Raw genomic sequence first — 16,813 nt, forward strand, 5'->3', positions numbered from 1 at the left:
GGAGACAAGCATGCTCACATTGCATACCAAGCTGGGAGCGGACGACGACCGCATCCCGTTCGCCCAACTGGTGCTCCCCTACGACCAGCGCGAAAAATGCCGGCTGCGCGCCGTGCTGTCGAATGGCGACGAGGTGGCCGTGTTCACCGTGCGCGGCACGGTGCTGCGCGACGGCGAGCGCATGACGGGACCGGAAGGGCCGGTGGTGCAGATCGTCGCCGCACGCGAGCCGACCTACCTGGTGCGCTGCGCGGATGCGCACACCCTGCTGCGCTGTGCTTTCCACCTGGGGAATCGCCACACGCAGGCGCAGGTGGGCGACGGCTTTCTGCGCATCCGCAAAGACCCCGTTTTAAAAGAGATGCTGCAAGGCTTGCAGGCGAGCGTGACGGAGGAAAGCGCGCCGTTCGAACCGGAGGCGGGCGCGTATGGCGGCGGCCATGGCCACCACGACGGCCACGGCCAGCACTTGCTGGCGCCCGTGCCGCTGCGGCAGAAAATACACCGTCCCGGCGATGTGCCAGGCGCTGCATGATGCAGGCCTCGGCCCTGCTGCATCTGCTGCAGTTCGCCAGCCCGGCCTTGCCGATCGGCGCCTACAGCTATTCGCAGGGGCTGGAAGCGGCGCTCGAATCTGGCCTGGTGCATGACGCGGCCACGGCGCGCGCGTGGATCGCCGAGCATCTGGCGCACGTGGTGGCGCGCTGGGAGGCGCCGCTGTGCTGGCGCTTGATGCAGGCCTTTGAAGAACAGGATTTGTGCGCCGTGCAGCGCTGGAGCGAGCGTTTCATCGCCTCGCGCGACACGGCGGAATTTCGCGCCGAAACCATCCAGATGGGGTATTCCTTGACCAAATTGCTGGCCGAACTGGGCGTGGCCGACGGCGTGCTGATCGACATGCTGCAGGGGCAGCCGGAAGTGGCGCTGCCCACCGCGTATGCCTGCGCCGTGGCGGCGCTGGCGATTCCCCGCGAAGAGGCGCTGCTGGCCATGCTGTTCGCCTGGGCGGAAAACCAGGTGCTCGTCTGCGTGAAATCCGTGCCGCTGGGGCAGGTGGCGGGCCAGCGCTTGTTGTTGTCGTTGCGGCCGGAGCTGGAAGCGGCGGCGCTGACGGCGCAAACCTTGCAAGACGACGAGATGGGCAACTGGACACCCGGCCTGTCGCTGCTGTCGATGCGGCACGAAGTGCAGTACAGCCGCCTGTACCGTTCCTGAACTATTCAATGAGAGAGCAAACATGACATCGATTACCTCCAATCCCCTGCGCGTAGGCATCGGCGGCCCGGTCGGCTCGGGCAAGACGGCCCTGTGCGAAATGCTGTGCAAGGGCATGCGCGAGCGCTACGACATGGCCGTCATCACGAACGACATCTACACCAAGGAAGACATGGAAATCCTGCTGCGCGCCGACGCCTTGCCGGCCGAGCGTTTGATGGGCGTGGAGACGGGCGGCTGCCCGCACACGGCCATCCGCGAAGATGCGTCGATCAACCTGGAAGCGATCGCGCGCATGCAGGCAGATTTTCCGCAACTCGACTTGATCCTGGTCGAATCGGGCGGCGATAACCTGGCCGCCACCTTCAGTCCGGAACTGTCGGACCTGACGATTTACGTGATCGACGTGGCAGGCGGCGAAAAAATCCCGCGCAAGGGCGGGCCCGGCATCACGCGCTCCGATTTGCTCATTATCAACAAGACGGACCTGGCGCCGTACGTGGGCGCCAACCTCGACGTGATGGCGCAGGACGCCAAGCGCATGCGCGGCGAGCGCCCCTTCGTGTTTACCAACTTGCGCAGCGGCGACGGCGTGCAGGTCGTCATCGATTTTATTCGCGAGCAAGGTTTGCTCGATCAACCAGGCAAGGAGCTGCAATGAGCGCAAGACTGATGACAAAAACGGCCGCCGTGGCGGCGCTGTGCCTGCTGGCCTTGCCGGCGATGGCCCACCCCGGCCATGGCGACAGCGTCGGCTTCCTGGCAGGCTTCGCCCATCCGTTCACGGGTATCGACCACTTGCTGGCCATGCTGGGCGTGGGCCTCTGGGGCGGCCAGCAGCGCCGCAGCCTGGGCCAGAGCGCCATTTTCCTCGGCATGATGCTGCTCGGCGCGCTGGCCGGCATGGTGGGCTTGACGGTGCCCGGTCTGGAAACGGGCATCGCCGCCACGGTGGCGCTGGTGGGGCTGGCAATCGCGCTGGCGCTGGCGCTGCCGAACTGGCTCGGCATGCTGCTCGTGGGGGTGTTTGCGCTGGCACATGGCAATGCGCATGGCCAGGAATTGCCGGCTGCCTCGGCCGCGTGCGGCTTCCTGCTGGCCTCGGCCATGCTGCTGTGTGCGGGACGTTTCGCCGGCCAAGTGCTGGCCGGGCGCGTGCTGCGCGTGGCCGGCGTGGCCTTGACGGCCGCCGGCGTGGTGCTGATGGGAATAAATTAAGCGCCGGGGCGCTTGTCGGATAGGACGATGGGCGCCGCCTTTTCCGGGTGCAAGCCCTGATGGCCCGCATACACGGCGGCAATCGCGGCCATGTCGGCCTCCTTGTCGCCCGTCAAGTAGATATGGTCGACGACGCCCAGCACCTTGTTCGGGTAGTCGATATACACCAGCAACAGCGGCACCTTGGCAGCCAGGGCCAGGTGATAAAAGCCGCTTTTCCAGTTCGGGCGGTAGCTGCGCGTCGCTTCCGGCGTGATGGCCAGCCAGTACCAGTCGGCGGCCAGCATGCGCTCTGCCTGACGTTGAATCGTGCCGCTGGTGGTGCTGCGGTCGACGGGTTCGCCGCCCAGGTAGCGCAGCACCTTGCCCATCGGGCCGCGGAACAGGGAATCCTTGGCCAGCCAGCGGAACGGCAGCGACAGCGCCCATTTGCCGAACAGGCCCACCATGAAATCCCAGTTCGACGTGTGCGGGTAGACGACGACGATGCCGCGCGGCCCCGGCAGGGGACGGAAGCGCATGCGCCAGCCAAACAGCCGCAGCACGCGCAACGCGCCGCGCTGGTGCCAGGTCGGCAAGTCGCCCGCTTGTACAAATAAATCGTCCATTGATACCCTTCAGTGACACTGTTTTTAATCGGATGGCGCTGCTGGCCATTTTCCTTGAAGCAAAAATTCTGCGCAGGCATTCTATACGGGGCTGGCGGTGGCGACAAGCAGCCGAGGCCGCTATTCATGCGGTGTCGGGCCGGCCGTTGCTGCTATTTTAACGATGCTTTGCCACTGTGGCGGGCACTAAATGCACACAATGTGGTCAAAACTTGATGCAGCATTGATCCACCCGACAGGGAGCCATGGCATGAAAAACAGTATCGAGGATGTACGTGGGGAGCATGTCCGAACGGACAAGGTGATGGCCGAGCTCGTCGAGCGGGGCGTGGCGTTTCATCACGCCCTGGGGCGGACGGTGGCGACAGCCTACTTGCGTGAGCACGCTGTGCCGGCCGAGGTGATACGTCGCGTTTTCAGCAGCGTGCAGGCGCGCCGTCCGGCGCGGCCGGCACGGCGCCGATGGCGCTGAAGGGCAGGCAACAGCGACGACGTGCCGCAGCTGTTGTCCGGAGTGTTGTTTAAGCCAGTGCTGCCAGTGCCGGGTAGTCCGTGTAGCCGGCCGCATCGGGTGCGTACAGCGTAGCCGGGTTCAGGGGATTCAAGGGCGCATCGCTGTGCAGGCGGATGGGCAGGTCGGGGTTGGCGATGAACCACAGGCCAAAGGCCACGGCATCGGCTTCGCCCTTGGCCAGCAAGGCTTCGGCAGCCGCCTTGTCCATTTTCTCGTTGGCAATGTACACGCCGCCGAACTCCTGCTTCAGGTACGGGCCCAGGCGGTCTTCACCGAGCGCTTCGCGCGCGCAGATGAAGGCGATACCGCGCTTGCCCAGTTCGCGTGCCACATAGCCGAAGGTGGCGCGCGGGTCGGAGTCGCCCATGTCGTGCGCATCGCGGCGTGGCGCCAAATGCATGCCCACCTTGTCGGCGCCCCATACCTCGATGCACGCATCCGTCACTTCCAGCATCAGGCGGGCACGGTTTTCAATCGAACCGCCGTAGTTGTCGGTGCGCAAGTTGGTGCTGTCTTGCAGGAACTGGTCGAGCAAATAGCCATTCGCGCCGTGGATTTCCACGCCGTCGAAGCCGGCTTTTTTCGCATTCTCGGCGCCCAGGCGGTAAGCCGCCACGATGCCGGGAATTTCTTGCGTATCAAGCGCGCGCGGCGTGACGAATTCCTGTTGCGGGCGCAGCAGGCTGACATGGCCGGCCGGCTTGACGGCGCTGGGCGCCACGGGCAGGTCGCCGTCGAGGAAGACGGGCGCGGAAATGCGGCCCACATGCCATAGTTGCAGCACGATCAGGCCGCCCGCGTCATGCACGGCCTTGGTAATGTGTTTCCAGCCTTCCACCTGTTCTGCGGACCAGATGCCCGGCGTGTCCGCATAGCCCACGCCTTGCGGCGTGACGGCCGTCGCTTCCGAGATGATCATGCCGGCCGAAGCGCGCTGCGTGTAGTACTCGGCCATCAGGGCGTTGGGCACGCGGCCCGGATTGCCGGCGCGCGAACGCGTCAGCGGCGCCATGATGATGCGGTTTTTCAGTTGCAGGCTGCCAATGGTGATGGGGTCGAATAAAGTTGCCATGATTGCTATCTTTCCTGTCGAGAGTGCCGCGGACGGCGATATGGGTGGGGCTACGGTTACAAACCTTGCTGCATGTGTTCCAGAAAAGCCTGGAGGGTGGCTTCGTTGCGTTTAAAAAAGCTCCATTGGCCAACTTTCCTGGCTGAAATCAAATCGGCCTTTTGCAAGGTGGCCAGGTGGGCCGAGACCGTCGATTGCGACAGGCCCAGCTTGCGGCCTATCAGTCCGGCACAGACGCCGAAGTCGAGCGGATGCTCTTGCTCGGCGAAATGCTGCTGCGGCTCCTTCAGCCATTGCAGGATCTGTCGCCGCACGGGATTGGCCAGCGCCTTGTGGATGGCGTCGATGTCCATGGTGTTTCTCCTGATCGATGTTCGTCTGTGGACGATATATGGTTCGTCTTTTGTGAATTTCAATATCGTTATTTTACGATATAAGGAAAAAACCTGCTGGCGGCGTGGATTTTCAAGCAGGGCCGCCCGGCAGGGATCAGGCGAAGTGGAACAGCAGCAGGGCGATGACGGCGGGCACCGTTTGCAGGTAGAGGATGCGCGTCATGACAGTCACCGCGCCCCACACGCCGGCCACGGCGATGCAGGCCAGGCCGAAGACGGTGAACGCATGGGCGATGGCCGCGTCCGGGTGAAAAAAGCCCAGCGCCAGCGCGGCGACGAGAAAACCGTTGTAGCAACCCTGGTTCGACATGGCGGCACGCACGATCTCCGCCTTTTCCTTCGACAGGCCAAACACCTTGCGTCCGCGCGCATCGAACAGCACGGTTTCCAGCAGCACGATGTAGACGTGCAGCAGCAGGATGAGGGCGGTAAGGATTTGGGCCAGAAGCAGCATCATTGTTCCCGAGAGTGAGTGGATGCAGCGATTATGCTGCCATCAGCATCTTTTTTGGCAGCAGCACTGGAAAAAATGTGTTGGCGGCAAGAGCTTGCACCCAATGGTATACTTTTCCTTTTGCTCCTGTGGGGACGACCCCGCTCGATGTGGGGGCTGTATGGCGGGGACGACCCTGCCGCCTCAGGAGAGTGTGTATGGCGTGGATCATTCTGGTATTGGCCGGTTTGCTGGAAATCGGCTGGGCCATCGGCCTCAAATACAGCGCGGGGTTTACCCGCCTGGTGCCGTCCGTACTGACGGCTGTTTCCATGCTGGGCAGCGTGGTGATGCTGGGCCTGGCCTTGCGCACCTTGCCGCTGGGCACGGCGTATGCCATCTGGACGGGTATCGGCACCGTCGGCACGGCCATCTTCGGCATCATGGTGCTGGGTGAACCGGCCAGCGCTGCGCGCATCGCCTGCATCGCATTGATCGTGTCCGGTATCCTGGGCTTGAAACTGCTCAGCCCTCAATAAAGGATACAAGAATGAGTCTCGCCATGACGTATTTCTACCTGGGCATCGCCATCATCGCCGAAGTCATCGCCACCAGCGCCTTGAAGGCGTCCGATGGCTTCAGCCGCTTGTGGCCCAGTGTCATCACCGTGATTGGCTACAGCATCGCCTTCTGGTGCTTGTCCCTGACCTTGAAGGTCATTCCTACCGGCATCGTGTATGCGATCTGGTCCGGCGTGGGCATCGTGCTCATTTCCGCCGTCGGCTGGTTCTGGTTCAAGCAAAGCCTCGATACGCCGGCCTTGATCGGCCTGGGGCTGATCATTGTCGGCGTGCTGGTGATTAACCTGTTTTCGAAGTCCGTAGGGCACTAGGAGCCTATCCCAGTAGATGAATACATCCCCTGCTGGCGCCCCTCAGAAGCGGGGACTGCGTTGATCGTCGTCGCGTGGCTCGCCACGCGTCCTCCTCACGCCTTGTCCGCGCTCCTGATGAACTACCAGCAGATGACGCTCCCTACTGGAATAGGCTCTAATCAAAAACTGCTGGCCACCCGCGCCAGGTAATACCACTCGGCATTGGGTTGCGCGTTGACGTCCGGGAAGAGGATGTAGGCGTCGAATTCGGCCGTCACGGGCGTGCCGTCTGCGCGCACGCCAATTTGATCACCGTGTTTGACCTTGTCAAAGCTGGACCAGGTCTTGATGAAGCGGTCATCCGCGTGCAGCTTGTCGTGCACGACGACCATGTTCAGCGCTTCCATGTCGGCGTCGGCGATCGGTTCAGGCTGTGGCGCATCGATAAAGCCGAGGAAGGCCAGCGTGTTCATGATGGCGCGGTAGGCGACATCTGGCGCGGCCGGGTCTGCGTGCTGGCCGCATTCCAGGGTCAGGGCATAGCCACCCGTCGAGCGCATGTATTCGGTGGTGCCCACGCCATAGCGCAAGACCAGGCCCACCTGGTCGCTATTGCCCAGACGGCGCTGCACGCCCTGGCCATATGCATGCAGCCAGCCATCGACGAAGCGGCGCACGCCCAGGCGGCGCGCCAGCGCGCGTTCCTTGTCTTCATGTTGAAACGGTTGCAGCGGGCCATCGTTGTTGCGCGGTCCCACCATGACGAAGGGCTGGCTGTCGGCGTTAAACGAGTGCAAGTCGAGCAGCACGTCGTGTTGGCCCAGCAAGGGGCACAGCCAGTTGGCGATGCGGTCTTCGAAATCTTGCGGATTGTCATTCGGAAACAGATTGCGGTTCAGGTTGCGGTCGCCGCTGCGCACGCCCTTGGCGTAGGCCAGCGGGTTGGTGATGGGCACGAAGGTGACGCTGCCGGCCACGATGGAGAGGGCGCCGCTGTCGAGTTCAGCCATCACGCGGTGGATGCCCTTGGTGCCGCAGGTTTCATTGCCGTGCACGGCGCCCGTGACGATCAGGCGCGGGCCGCTGCCCTGGCCCGTGTAGTTGATGGATTTGAAGTGGAGTGCGCTGCTCATGCTGGACATATCCTATGCTGTTGCGGGAAGGGAAAGCGGGGTCGGCATATTTTAGCGGGATTCGCCGTGCACGCTTGCAAAAAGTTGGCCATGGCAAGGTGCGGCGTGGCATGATCGGCGCCACCGTTGTTTTCCCTTGCCGATTTCATGTCCAGTACGCTCCATCCTTCCCGCCTGTATGGCCTCGATACCTTGCGCGCGCTGGCCATCGTGCTCGTCTTCATGAACCATTATCTGCTGTTCGTCAGCGAGGGAGGGGCGTTTGGTTTCTGGGGAGAAATCGGCTGGGTCGGCGTGGACCTGTTCTTTGCCCTCAGTGGCTATCTGATCGGCAACCAGATTTTTGCGGCCTTGCGCAGCGAGCACGGCTTTTCCTTGCCGCGTTTCTATGCGCGGCGCTTCCTGCGCACCTTGCCCAGTTTCTATGCCGTGCTGGCGCTGTACTATCTGTGGCCCGCATTTCGCGGCGAGAGTACGCTATTGCCGCTGTGGAAATTCCTGACCTTTACGCAAAACATCAACCTGACGCCGGGCACGGCGTTTTCGCATGCGTGGTCCTTGTGCGTGGAAGAGCAGTTCTATGTGCTGCTGCCGGCCGTGGCGTTGCTGATCGCCGCCTGCCGCAAGTCCTTGTTGTGGGCCTGGCTGGCCGTGGCCGCCAGCTTGATCGTCGGCATGCTGCTGCGCGCGACTTTGTGGGATGAATATGTACAAGTGCCGCGCGGCGGGCTCGGCTATTACAAGTACATTTACTATGCGTCGTGGTGCCGCTTCGACGAACTGGTGGCGGGCGTGGCGCTGGCGCTGCTGAAAAACTACCATCCTGCCGCCTGGACGCGCCTCACGTCCTACGGTAACCGGATCTTGTTGGCGGGAATCGCTGGCACGGCGCTGATGTTTTACGTGTTTCTCACCGATCACTACGGCTATTGGGTGACCGTGCTCGGCTACCCGGCCCTGGCTACCAGTTTCACTTTGCTGTTGATCGCGGCACTGAGTCCCGCCAGTGCACTCTATCAACTGCGCGTGCCGGGCGCGGCCAGCCTGGCCCTGTGGTCGTATGCGATTTATTTGCTGCATAAACAGCTGTGCATCCTGCTGCGCCCGCTCTTGCAGGATATCGGTTACGAGCCGGACAGCCTGCCGGCGATCCTCGTGATGATTATTCTCAGCATTGCCACGGGCTGGCTTTTATATGCATTGGTGGAAACGCCGTTCATGCGCTTGCGGGCGCGCTATGTTCCCGCCAATCATGCGTGACGGCTACATCTCGATCATTACATATCGATCACGTCCAGTCCCCGTGGCGTGCCCACCAGCAATTCCAGGATCGCATGCACGCGCAGATTCGTGTCTTCATGTTCCGTGTTATAGATCAGGGCGCGCAGGCCGGGCACGGCTTCCGCGATATGATCGCTGGCGTAGGCGTTGATCAATAACAAGACCAGGTCGGTGGCGCCCGCGCCGGGCTGGCGCCGCAACCGGTCGTGGATCACGTTCAGCAGCGCGCGCTGCATGCGCGGCGTGGGATTGCTGATGTAGGCGAAGACGCTCGGCGTGTTGGCGATGGCCGCGCAGATGCGCCGCTCGATCTCGTCGGGCTTCACGTCGGAGGCGATATCGAAGTACGCGGCGTCCCAGCGCGTGCGCGCATACGGGTGATTGGGCGGGAAGGAGTCGGCCGTTTCAAAACCGCAGATGCGGCTCAGGGTTTTCAGCCAGGCTAATATAGTGGAGTTCATGCCGCGATTCTAGCGGCATTCCGCGTGTGCCGGGCCGACTCTGTATAAAGAGGGCTGACGCCCGGGAAGCGGATCAAAAACAGATTAAAGTTTCCTGTAAAACAGCCCTTGTCATTCTGGGAAAGCCTCTCTATAATGCTGGTCTTCGGGGCGGTTAGTTCAGCTGGTTAGAATACTTGGTCGACATCCAAGGGGTCGGGGATTCGAATTCCTCACCGCCCACCAGAATTTGGCAGTAAATGGTTTGCAAGAGTTTTTAAGCTGGCGCAAGCCGCAAGCGGTCATTTGAAATACAATGATCACAAAAGTTTTACGGGCGGTTAGTTCAGCTGGTTAGAATACTTGGTCGACATCCAAGGGGTCGGGGATTCGAATTCCTCACCGCCCACCAGAATGCAGTTAGAGAGAAAGGGTAAACCGGTTATGACACCGCGAACTACTACCAAGCTTTGGGAGTGACGCTAGTCGAACGGGTTTCCTTTGTCTCAAGAAAGTGAAAAACGCGGCTAGTCCGCGTTTTTTTGCGTCTGCGTTTTCCTTTCAGTATTTTACCCATCACATCGCAGTTTTACCTGGCGCCAGCGCCGATATGGAGATCAATATGCTTACAATCCGACTTCCCGATGGTTCCGCCCGTCAATTTGACGGCCCGGTCACCGTGGCCCAGGTTGCGGCCAATATTGGTACCGGCCTGGCCAAGGCTGCCCTGGCCGGCAAGGTCGACGGCAAGCTGGTCGATACTTCCTACCTGATTGAGCAAGACGCGGAGCTGGCGATCGTCACGGACAAGGATGCCGACGGCCTGGAAGTGATCCGCCACTCGACGGCCCACTTGCTGGCCCATGCTGTCAAGGAACTGTTCCCGGACGCACAAGTGACCATCGGTCCTGTGATCGACAACGGTTTTTACTACGACTTCGCCTACAAGCGGCCGTTTACGCCGGAAGATCTGGTGGCGATCGAAAAGAAAATGACGGAACTGGCCAAGAAGGATGAGCAAGTCACGCGCAAAGTGGTTGCCCGCGATGAAGCCATCGAGTACTTCAAGGGTATCGGCGAAGCCTACAAGGCAGAGCTGATCGGTTCGATTCCGGCTGACCAGGAAGTGTCGCTGTATTCCGAAGGCAAGTTCACGGACTTGTGCCGCGGCCCCCACGTGCCATCGACGGGCAAGCTGAAAGTCTTCAAGCTGATGAAGCTGGCCGGCGCCTACTGGCGCGGCGACTCGAAAAACGAGATGCTGCAGCGTATCTATGGCACGGCCTGGGCCAAGAAGGAAGATCAGGAGCTGTATCTGCACAACCTGGAAGAGGCGGAAAAGCGCGATCACCGCAAGCTGGGCAAGCAGCTCGACTTCTTCCATTTCCAGGAAGAAGCGCCGGGCCTGATCTTCTGGCATCCGAAAGGCTGGTCGATCTGGCAGCAAGTCGAGCAATACATGCGCAATGTGTACCAGGTCAACGGTTACCAGGAAGTCAAGGCGCCGCAAATTCTCGACCGTGGCCTGTGGGAAAAAACCGGTCACTGGGATAATTACCGTGAAAACATGTTCATCACGGAATCGGAAAATCGCGCGTATGCACTGAAGCCGATGAATTGCCCTGGCCACATCCAGATTTTCAACAATGGCATGCGCAGCTACCGCGACCTGCCATTGCGCTACGGCGAATTCGGCCAATGCCACCGCAACGAGCCGTCGGGCGCCTTGCACGGCATGATGCGCGTGCGCGGCTTTACGCAGGATGACGGCCACATCTTCTGCCTGGAAGAGCAGATCGCCGGCGAAGTGACGGCTTTCCACCAGCAGGCGATGGATGTCTACACGGCGTTTGGTTTCACGAATATCGACGTGAAGCTGGCCTTGCGTCCCGATAATCGCATCGGTACCGAAGAGTCGTGGGATTTCGCCGAGGAATCCTTGCGTTCGGCTCTGCGCGCCTGTGGCGTGGAATGGACGGAATTGCCGGGCGAGGGCGCTTTTTATGGTCCGAAGATCGAATACCATCTGAAAGACAGCCTGGGCCGCGCATGGCAAGTGGGCACCGTGCAGATCGATCCGTCGATGCCGGGCCGCCTGGGTGCCGAATATGTGGCCGTGGACAACACGCGTCAGGTGCCGATCATGCTGCACCGCGCGATCGTCGGTTCGCTGGAACGTTTTATCGGTATCCTGATCGAACACTATGCGGGCGCCATGCCGTTGTGGTTGTCGCCAGTGCAAGTGTCGGTGTTGAATATTTCCGACGCTCAAGCCGACTATGTACAGGAAGTTACAACAAAACTGCGCAAAGCGGGGCTGCGCGTGCAGGCTGATTTGCGTAACGAGAAGATTACCTATAAAATACGTGAACATTCCGTACAAAAATTGCCTTACATCTTAGTAATTGGCGACAAAGAGCGGGATGCAAATACAGTGGCCGTGCGGGCGCGGGGCAATATCGATCTGGGTGTCATGTCCGTCGATGCCCTGATTGAGCGACTCAAACATGAAGTCGACACCAAGGCCTGACGAGGAAACTCGCTGCACGACCGTCTTACAAGATTTTTAAAGGAAATTACAATAGCTACTGACAAGTCACATCGCATCAATGGCGAAATCACTGCCCCTGAAATGCGTTTAAGCGGGGTCGATAACGAGCCACTCGGTATCGTAAGTTTGGCTGAAGCCTTCCGCCTGGCGGAAGAGGCAAACGTCGACCTGGTGGAAATTGCGCCTACCGCGCAGCCACCGGTTTGCCGTTTGATGGACTACGGCAAATTTAAGTATTCGGAGCAAAAGAAAGCTCACGAAGCCAAATTGAAGCAAAAGATCATCCTCGTGAAGGAAGTCAAATTCCGTCCGGGGACTGATGATGGTGACTACAATATCAAGTTGCGTAATCTCATCAAGTTCCTTGATGAAGGTGATAAAACCAAAATCACGCTGCGTTTCCGCGGTCGTGAGATGGCGCATCAGGATATTGGCTTCCGCATGCTGGAACGTCTGAAAGCCGATTTGGAGCCGTATGGCCAGGTCGAGCAGTTCCCGAAGATGGAAGGCCGCCAAATGATCATGGTTCTTTCGCCGAAGAAGAAGAAGTAAGCTACAATAGCGTTTTACTGTGAGTCGACGTGATTTGCGCCAGTCTTGGTGCGGCACCAGATTCCAGGCAGAATTTGCGCGGCCCTGACAGCAATGTCCGGGCCGCGCGAACTGTAGCGGACTCGCATCCGCTGCACAGCATGTGAAAGCAGGCATCTAAGCGCAGCGTCGTGTTGCCACCTGCAATCCTGTTATAAATGGAGCTGTCCGTAAGAGGACAGATTGCTATGCCTAAAATGAAGACCAAAAGCTCTGCGAAAAAACGTTTTCGCGTGCGCCCGGGTGGTACTGTTAAATGTGGTCATGCGTTCAAACGCCACATCTTGACCAAGAAAACCACCAAGCTGAAACGCGCTCTGCGCGGTACCACCAATGTCGCTGCGTCTGACGTGAAATCCGTCTACCGCATGATGCCGACTGCTTAATCTCACACTCAATATAAGGAGTTACTATGCCTAGAGTAAAACGTGGGGTTACAGCTCGTGCCCGTCATAAAAAGATTCTTGTACAAGCTAAAGGCTACCGTGGTCGCCGCAGCCGTGTATACCGTGTTGCCAAGCAAGCAGTTATGCGCGCTGGCCAATACGCTTACCGCGATCGCCGCAACAAGAAACGCGTTTTCCGCCGCCTGTGGATCGCCCGTATCAACGCCGCTTCCCGTGAGCATGGCGTAACGTACAGCGTATTCATGAACGGCTTGAAAAAAGCAAATATCGAACTGGACCGTAAAGTCCTGGCCGATATGGCTGTGATGGACAAGCCAGCATTCGCTGCGATTGTCAACGCAGTTAAAGCAAAAATCGCTGCGTAAGCATCGGTGATTGCAGAACGTCATCCGTAGGGTGACGTCATAAAGAGCGGGGCAGGGGTTTTAACACCTTATGCCCCGTTTCCGTTTTTGATTGTTGGACTTTTGATAACCGAGTCCAGAATTGATGTCCAAAACAGGAAATGCCGCATGAACTCCCTAGAAGAACTCGTCGTCTCGGCCCAGGCTGACTTTATCGCCGCCGCAGACGCTGCCGCACTTGAAAACGCCAAAGCCCGCTACCTGGGCAAGACTGGCCAGATTACCGAAATGATGAAGGGCCTGGGCAAACTGGACCCAGACGCGCGCAAGGCGCAGGGCGCCCTGATCAATGCCGTCAAAGTGCAGATCGAAGACGCGCTGACGGCGCGCCGTGATGCACTGGCCGATGCCCAGATGCAAGGCCGTCTGAACGCCGAAGCGATCGACGTGACCTTGCCAGGCCGTGGCCGCATGCCCGGCGGCATCCATCCGGTGATGCGCACGTGGGAGCGGGTCGAGGAAATCTTCCGCTCGATCGGCTTCGACGTGGCCGACGGCCCCGAAATCGAGAACGACTGGACCAACTTCACGGCGCTCAACAGCCCGGAAAACCATCCAGCCCGTTCCATGCAAGACACGTTCTACATCGATGGCAACGACACCGATGGCAAGCCCTTGCTGCTGCGCACGCACACCAGCCCGATGCAGGTGCGCTATGCGCGCACGCATACGCCGCCGATCAAGGTCATCGCGCCGGGCCGCACCTACCGCGTCGACAGCGATGCCACCCATTCGCCGATGTTCCACCAGGTCGAAGGCCTGTGGATTGCCGAAGACATCAGCTTTGCCGACCTGAAGGGCGTGTACCTGAACTTCGTCAAGGCTTTCTTTGAAACGGACGATTTGCAAGTGCGCTTCCGTCCATCGTACTTCCCGTTTACGGAACCGTCGGCCGAGATCGACATCGCCTTCGGCTCGGGTCCTCTGAAGGGCCGCTGGCTGGAAGTGTCGGGCGCCGGCCAGGTGCATCCGAGCGTGGTAAAGAACTTCGGCCTCGATCCCGAGAAATTCATCGGTTTTGCTTTCGGCTCCGGCCTGGAACGCTTGACGATGCTGCGCTATGGCATCAACGACCTGCGTCTGTTTTATGAGGGAGATTTGCGCTTCCTCAAGCAGTTTAACTAAGGCGTTTCATTATTCCATGTCACTCGATGCGCTGGAGCGTGCCCTTGCATGCTCGCGCATTGAACATTTGAAAGCTTGATTATGCAATTTTCCGAAAACTGGCTCCGTACCATGGTCGATCCGAAGATGACTTCGGACGAACTGGCCCATCTGCTGACCATGTCCGGTCTCGAAGTCGAGGATGTCGATCCTGTCGCCCCGCCGTTCTCGAACGTGGTGGTGGGCCTGGTCCTGGAGATGGAAAAACATCCGAACGCGGACCGCCTGAATGTGTGTCAGGTCGATGTCGGCACGGGCACCATGCTCAATATCGTCTGCGGCGCGCCCAACGTGCGCCCGGGCTTGAAAGTCGTCTGCGCCATGGCGGGCGCCGTGCTGCCGCCTGGCGCCGATGGCAAGCCGTTTGAAATCAAGGTGGGCCAGCTGCGCGGCGTCGAGTCGCAAGGCATGCTGTGCTCCGCGCGCGAATTGAAATTGTCGGAAGAAAACGCCGGCTTGATGGAATTGCCGGACGACGCGCCGATCGGCCAGAATTTCCGCGATTACTTTGCCTTGAACGACTTGAAATTCACCATCAAGTTGACGCCGAACAAGGCGGACTGCCTGTCCGTGCTGGGTGTGGCGCGCGAAGTGTCGGCCCTCACGGGTGTGACCCTGAATGTGCCGCAGTTCCGCACCGTGCCGGTGTCGAGCGACGAAATCCTGCCCGTCAAAGTCAGCGCGCCAGACCTGTGCGGCCGTTTCACGGGCCGCGTCATCCGCGGCTTGAACGCCCGTGCCGCCACGCCGGACTGGATGAAGCAGCGCCTCGAGCGCAGCGGCCAGCGTCCGCTGTCGGCCCTGGTCGACATTTCCAACTATGTCATGCTGGAACTGGGCCGTCCTAGCCACGTGTTTGACCTGGCGAAGATCCACGGCAGCCTCGACGTGCGTTGGGGCAAGGCGGGCGAATCCGTCAAGCTGTTGAATGGCAACACCATCGCCGTCGACGAATGGCTCGGCGTCATTGCCGATGAGCAGGAAATCGAATCGCTGGCCGGCATCATGGGCGGCGACGCCAGCTCGGTCTCGGACGATACGGACAGCATCTACCTGGAAGCGGCATTCTGGTGGCCGAACGCCATTCAAGGTCGCGCGCGCCGTTTGAATTTCTCGACCGATGCGGCGCACCGCTTTGAGCGCGGCGTCGATTTTGCCACCACCGTCGAGCACATCGAGCGCATCACGGCCCTGATCGTGGAAATCTGCGGTACGCCGGCAACGACCGTCGGCCCCGTCGACGACCACGTGGTGAACTTGCCGCAGCGCCAGCCTGTATCGATGCGCACGGCGCGCGCGCAAAAAGTCATCGGCGTGCCGCTCAACGATGCGCTGATCGCCGATATCTTTACGCGTCTGGCCCTGCCATTCACCCTGGCGGACGGCGTGTTTTCCGTGACGTCGCCCAGCTACCGTTTCGACATCGAGATCGAGGAAGACCTGATCGAGGAAGTGGCGCGCGTGTACGGCTTTGAAAACATCCCGACCCTGCCGCCCGTGGCCGCGAACGTGATGCAGATTGCACCAGAAAATACCCGCTCCCTGTTTGCGGTACGTCATGAACTGGCTGACCTGGGCTTCCAGGAAGTGGTTAACATGAGCTTTGTCGATACGGCATGGGAGCGCGATTTCTCGGGCAATACCAATCCGATCAAATTGCAGAACCCGATCGCCAGCCAGATGAGCGTGATGCGTTCCTCGCTGATCGGCAGCCTGATCGCCAATGTGCGCTATAACCTGAACCGCAAGACGAACCGCGTGCGCATCTTCGAAGTGGGCGCCATCTACCAGCGCGACGACAGCGTGGAAAACGGCCCCTTGTCGGTGGCTGGCTACGCCCAGCCGAAGCGTGTGGCTGCCATGGCCTACGGCGCGGTAGCCGACGAGCAGTGGGGCCAGCCAGCCCGCACGGTCGACTTCTTCGACGTGAAGGCGGACCTGGAAGCGCTGTTCGCGCCGCTGGTCTTGCGTTTCACCAAGGCGGAGCACCCGGCCCTGCATCCGGGCCGTTCGGCCAACGTGGAACTCGATGGCAAGGTCATCGGTTTCATCGGCGAATTGCACCCGCGCTGGATGCAAAAGTACGACTTGCCGCTGGCGCCCGTGCTGTTCGAAGTGGACGCCGCTGCCCTGACGCAAAGAGTCGTGCCCGTGTACCAGGAAATCTCGAAATTCCCTGGCGCCAGCCGCGACCTGGCCGTGGTCGTCAAGCAATCGGTAGCGGTGCAGGATCTGCTCGACAGCTTCCACGCCGCCGCCAAGGCAAGCGCTGCAGCGCGTATCGTGCAAGCCATTGTTTTATTTGATGAATATCGTGGAAAAGGGCTGGAAACGGATGAAAAAAGCCTTGCTTTCCGGATTAGCTTGCAAGATACTCAAAACACCCTGCAAGACGATGTCGTCGATGGCTTGATGGCTGTCCTGATCGATGCTGCCAAGCAGGGCCACGACGCGAAACTGCGTTCGTAATACCGGACTGGCCGTCGCCTTGCGTGACGGCCTTTCCGTCGTCA

General features: G+C 60.1%; 20 protein-coding genes and 2 tRNA genes. 16 read left to right on the forward strand and 6 right to left on the reverse strand.

Annotated elements, in window-relative coordinates:
* The first annotated feature begins 10 nt into the window (after positions 1 to 10).
* The 4 genes from ureE to CLU93_RS21775 are packed head-to-tail and all read left to right on the forward strand — an operon-like array spanning position 11 to position 2,433.
* Positions 11 to 535: an urease accessory protein UreE gene (gene ureE, locus CLU93_RS21760; protein WP_099763270.1), complete on the forward strand. Its 525-nt coding sequence runs from the start codon at positions 11 to 13 to the stop codon at positions 533 to 535.
* Positions 535 to 1,215, forward strand: a complete 681-nt coding sequence (locus tag CLU93_RS21765; protein ID WP_099764537.1) for an urease accessory protein UreF — start codon at positions 535 to 537, stop codon at positions 1,213 to 1,215. Before ureE ends, CLU93_RS21765 begins: the two co-directional genes overlap by 1 nt.
* A gap of 22 nt (positions 1,216 to 1,237) precedes the next feature.
* Positions 1,238 to 1,876 carry an urease accessory protein UreG gene (ureG, locus tag CLU93_RS21770; RefSeq protein WP_099763271.1) on the forward strand — a complete coding sequence of 213 codons (639 nt, stop codon included), beginning with the start codon at positions 1,238 to 1,240 and terminating at the stop codon, positions 1,874 to 1,876.
* Complete coding sequence (locus tag CLU93_RS21775) at positions 1,873 to 2,433, forward strand: HupE/UreJ family protein (RefSeq protein WP_257225049.1); 561 nt, start codon at positions 1,873 to 1,875, stop codon at positions 2,431 to 2,433. The genes ureG and CLU93_RS21775 overlap by 4 nt, the downstream gene beginning before the upstream one ends.
* Here the strand turns inward: CLU93_RS21775 and CLU93_RS21780 are convergent.
* Positions 2,430 to 3,041, reverse strand: coding sequence for a 1-acyl-sn-glycerol-3-phosphate acyltransferase (locus CLU93_RS21780; protein ID WP_099763273.1), 612 nt, complete (start codon positions 3,039 to 3,041; stop codon positions 2,430 to 2,432). The genes CLU93_RS21775 and CLU93_RS21780 overlap by 4 nt on opposite strands.
* 250 nt (positions 3,042 to 3,291) lie before the next feature.
* Between CLU93_RS21780 and CLU93_RS21785 the strand changes: the two genes are divergently transcribed.
* The gene (locus tag CLU93_RS21785) at positions 3,292 to 3,513 is read left to right on the forward strand and encodes a hypothetical protein (RefSeq protein WP_099763274.1); all 222 of its coding nucleotides are present in this window, start codon (positions 3,292 to 3,294) and stop codon (positions 3,511 to 3,513) included.
* Between the two features lie 49 nt (positions 3,514 to 3,562).
* On the opposite strand, the gene CLU93_RS21790 is transcribed toward CLU93_RS21785, so the two are convergent.
* The 3 genes from CLU93_RS21790 to CLU93_RS21800 all read right to left on the reverse strand — a co-directional run bounded on the left by CLU93_RS21790 (position 3,563) and on the right by CLU93_RS21800 (position 5,476).
* Positions 3,563 to 4,627 carry an alkene reductase gene (locus CLU93_RS21790; protein ID WP_099763275.1) on the reverse strand — a complete coding sequence of 355 codons (1,065 nt, stop codon included), beginning with the start codon at positions 4,625 to 4,627 and terminating at the stop codon, positions 3,563 to 3,565.
* Between the two features lie 56 nt (positions 4,628 to 4,683).
* Complete coding sequence (locus CLU93_RS21795; RefSeq protein ID WP_099763276.1) at positions 4,684 to 4,980, reverse strand: ArsR/SmtB family transcription factor; 297 nt, start codon at positions 4,978 to 4,980, stop codon at positions 4,684 to 4,686.
* Between the two features lie 136 nt (positions 4,981 to 5,116).
* Positions 5,117 to 5,476 carry a DUF1304 domain-containing protein gene (locus CLU93_RS21800; protein ID WP_099764538.1) on the reverse strand — a complete coding sequence of 120 codons (360 nt, stop codon included), beginning with the start codon at positions 5,474 to 5,476 and terminating at the stop codon, positions 5,117 to 5,119.
* Between the two features lie 197 nt (positions 5,477 to 5,673).
* Here CLU93_RS21800 and sugE point away from each other — a divergent pair, with 197 nt between their 5' ends.
* Positions 5,674 to 5,994 carry a quaternary ammonium compound efflux SMR transporter SugE gene (gene sugE, locus CLU93_RS21805; RefSeq protein WP_070217981.1) on the forward strand — a complete coding sequence of 107 codons (321 nt, stop codon included), beginning with the start codon at positions 5,674 to 5,676 and terminating at the stop codon, positions 5,992 to 5,994.
* 23 nt (positions 5,995 to 6,017) lie between these two features.
* Positions 6,018 to 6,347: an SMR family transporter gene (locus tag CLU93_RS21810; RefSeq protein ID WP_099763277.1), complete on the forward strand. Its 330-nt coding sequence runs from the start codon at positions 6,018 to 6,020 to the stop codon at positions 6,345 to 6,347.
* 161 nt (positions 6,348 to 6,508) lie between these two features.
* Here CLU93_RS21810 and CLU93_RS21815 read toward each other — a convergent pair whose 3' ends face one another.
* Complete coding sequence (locus CLU93_RS21815; protein WP_099763278.1) at positions 6,509 to 7,471, reverse strand: succinylglutamate desuccinylase/aspartoacylase domain-containing protein; 963 nt, start codon at positions 7,469 to 7,471, stop codon at positions 6,509 to 6,511.
* Positions 7,472 to 7,609: 138 nt separating this feature from the next.
* On the opposite strand from CLU93_RS21815, the gene CLU93_RS21820 reads away from it, so the two are divergent.
* A complete protein-coding gene (locus CLU93_RS21820; RefSeq protein WP_180287906.1) occupies positions 7,610 to 8,722 on the forward strand; it encodes an acyltransferase family protein in 1,113 nt (370 codons plus the stop codon).
* 17 nt (positions 8,723 to 8,739) lie between these two features.
* On the opposite strand, the gene CLU93_RS21825 is transcribed toward CLU93_RS21820, so the two are convergent.
* Positions 8,740 to 9,204 (reverse strand): hypothetical protein, encoded by a 465-nt coding sequence (locus CLU93_RS21825; protein ID WP_099763279.1) that lies wholly within the window; start codon positions 9,202 to 9,204, stop codon positions 8,740 to 8,742.
* 148 nt (positions 9,205 to 9,352) lie between these two features.
* Here CLU93_RS21825 and CLU93_RS21830 point away from each other — a divergent pair.
* From CLU93_RS21830 to pheT, 8 genes are all read left to right on the forward strand, one after another.
* A tRNA-Val gene (locus tag CLU93_RS21830) sits at positions 9,353 to 9,429 on the forward strand.
* An 89-nt stretch (positions 9,430 to 9,518) separates the two neighbouring features.
* A tRNA-Val gene (locus tag CLU93_RS21835) sits at positions 9,519 to 9,595 on the forward strand.
* A 210-nt stretch (positions 9,596 to 9,805) separates the two neighbouring features.
* Positions 9,806 to 11,713, forward strand: coding sequence for a threonine--tRNA ligase (gene thrS / locus CLU93_RS21840; RefSeq protein ID WP_099763280.1), 1,908 nt, complete (start codon positions 9,806 to 9,808; stop codon positions 11,711 to 11,713).
* 12 nt (positions 11,714 to 11,725) lie between these two features.
* Entirely contained in the window at positions 11,726 to 12,286 is a 561-nt protein-coding gene (infC, locus tag CLU93_RS21845) for a translation initiation factor IF-3 (protein WP_373629882.1), read from the forward strand.
* 227 nt (positions 12,287 to 12,513) lie between these two features.
* Entirely contained in the window at positions 12,514 to 12,711 is a 198-nt protein-coding gene (rpmI, locus tag CLU93_RS21850) for a 50S ribosomal protein L35 (RefSeq protein WP_010399216.1), read from the forward strand.
* 26 nt (positions 12,712 to 12,737) lie between these two features.
* A complete protein-coding gene (gene rplT / locus CLU93_RS21855; RefSeq protein WP_010399214.1) occupies positions 12,738 to 13,097 on the forward strand; it encodes a 50S ribosomal protein L20 in 360 nt (119 codons plus the stop codon).
* A gap of 147 nt (positions 13,098 to 13,244) precedes the next feature.
* A complete protein-coding gene (gene pheS, locus CLU93_RS21860) occupies positions 13,245 to 14,261 on the forward strand; it encodes a phenylalanine--tRNA ligase subunit alpha (RefSeq protein WP_010399212.1) in 1,017 nt (338 codons plus the stop codon).
* 81 nt (positions 14,262 to 14,342) lie between these two features.
* Positions 14,343 to 16,769, forward strand: a complete 2,427-nt coding sequence (pheT, locus tag CLU93_RS21865) for a phenylalanine--tRNA ligase subunit beta (RefSeq protein WP_099763281.1) — start codon at positions 14,343 to 14,345, stop codon at positions 16,767 to 16,769.
* Positions 16,770 to 16,813: the final 44 nt, after the last annotated feature.

This window comes from Janthinobacterium sp. 35, assembly GCF_002754575.1.
Classification (GTDB): Bacteria; Pseudomonadota; Gammaproteobacteria; order Burkholderiales; family Burkholderiaceae_D; genus Janthinobacterium; species Janthinobacterium tructae.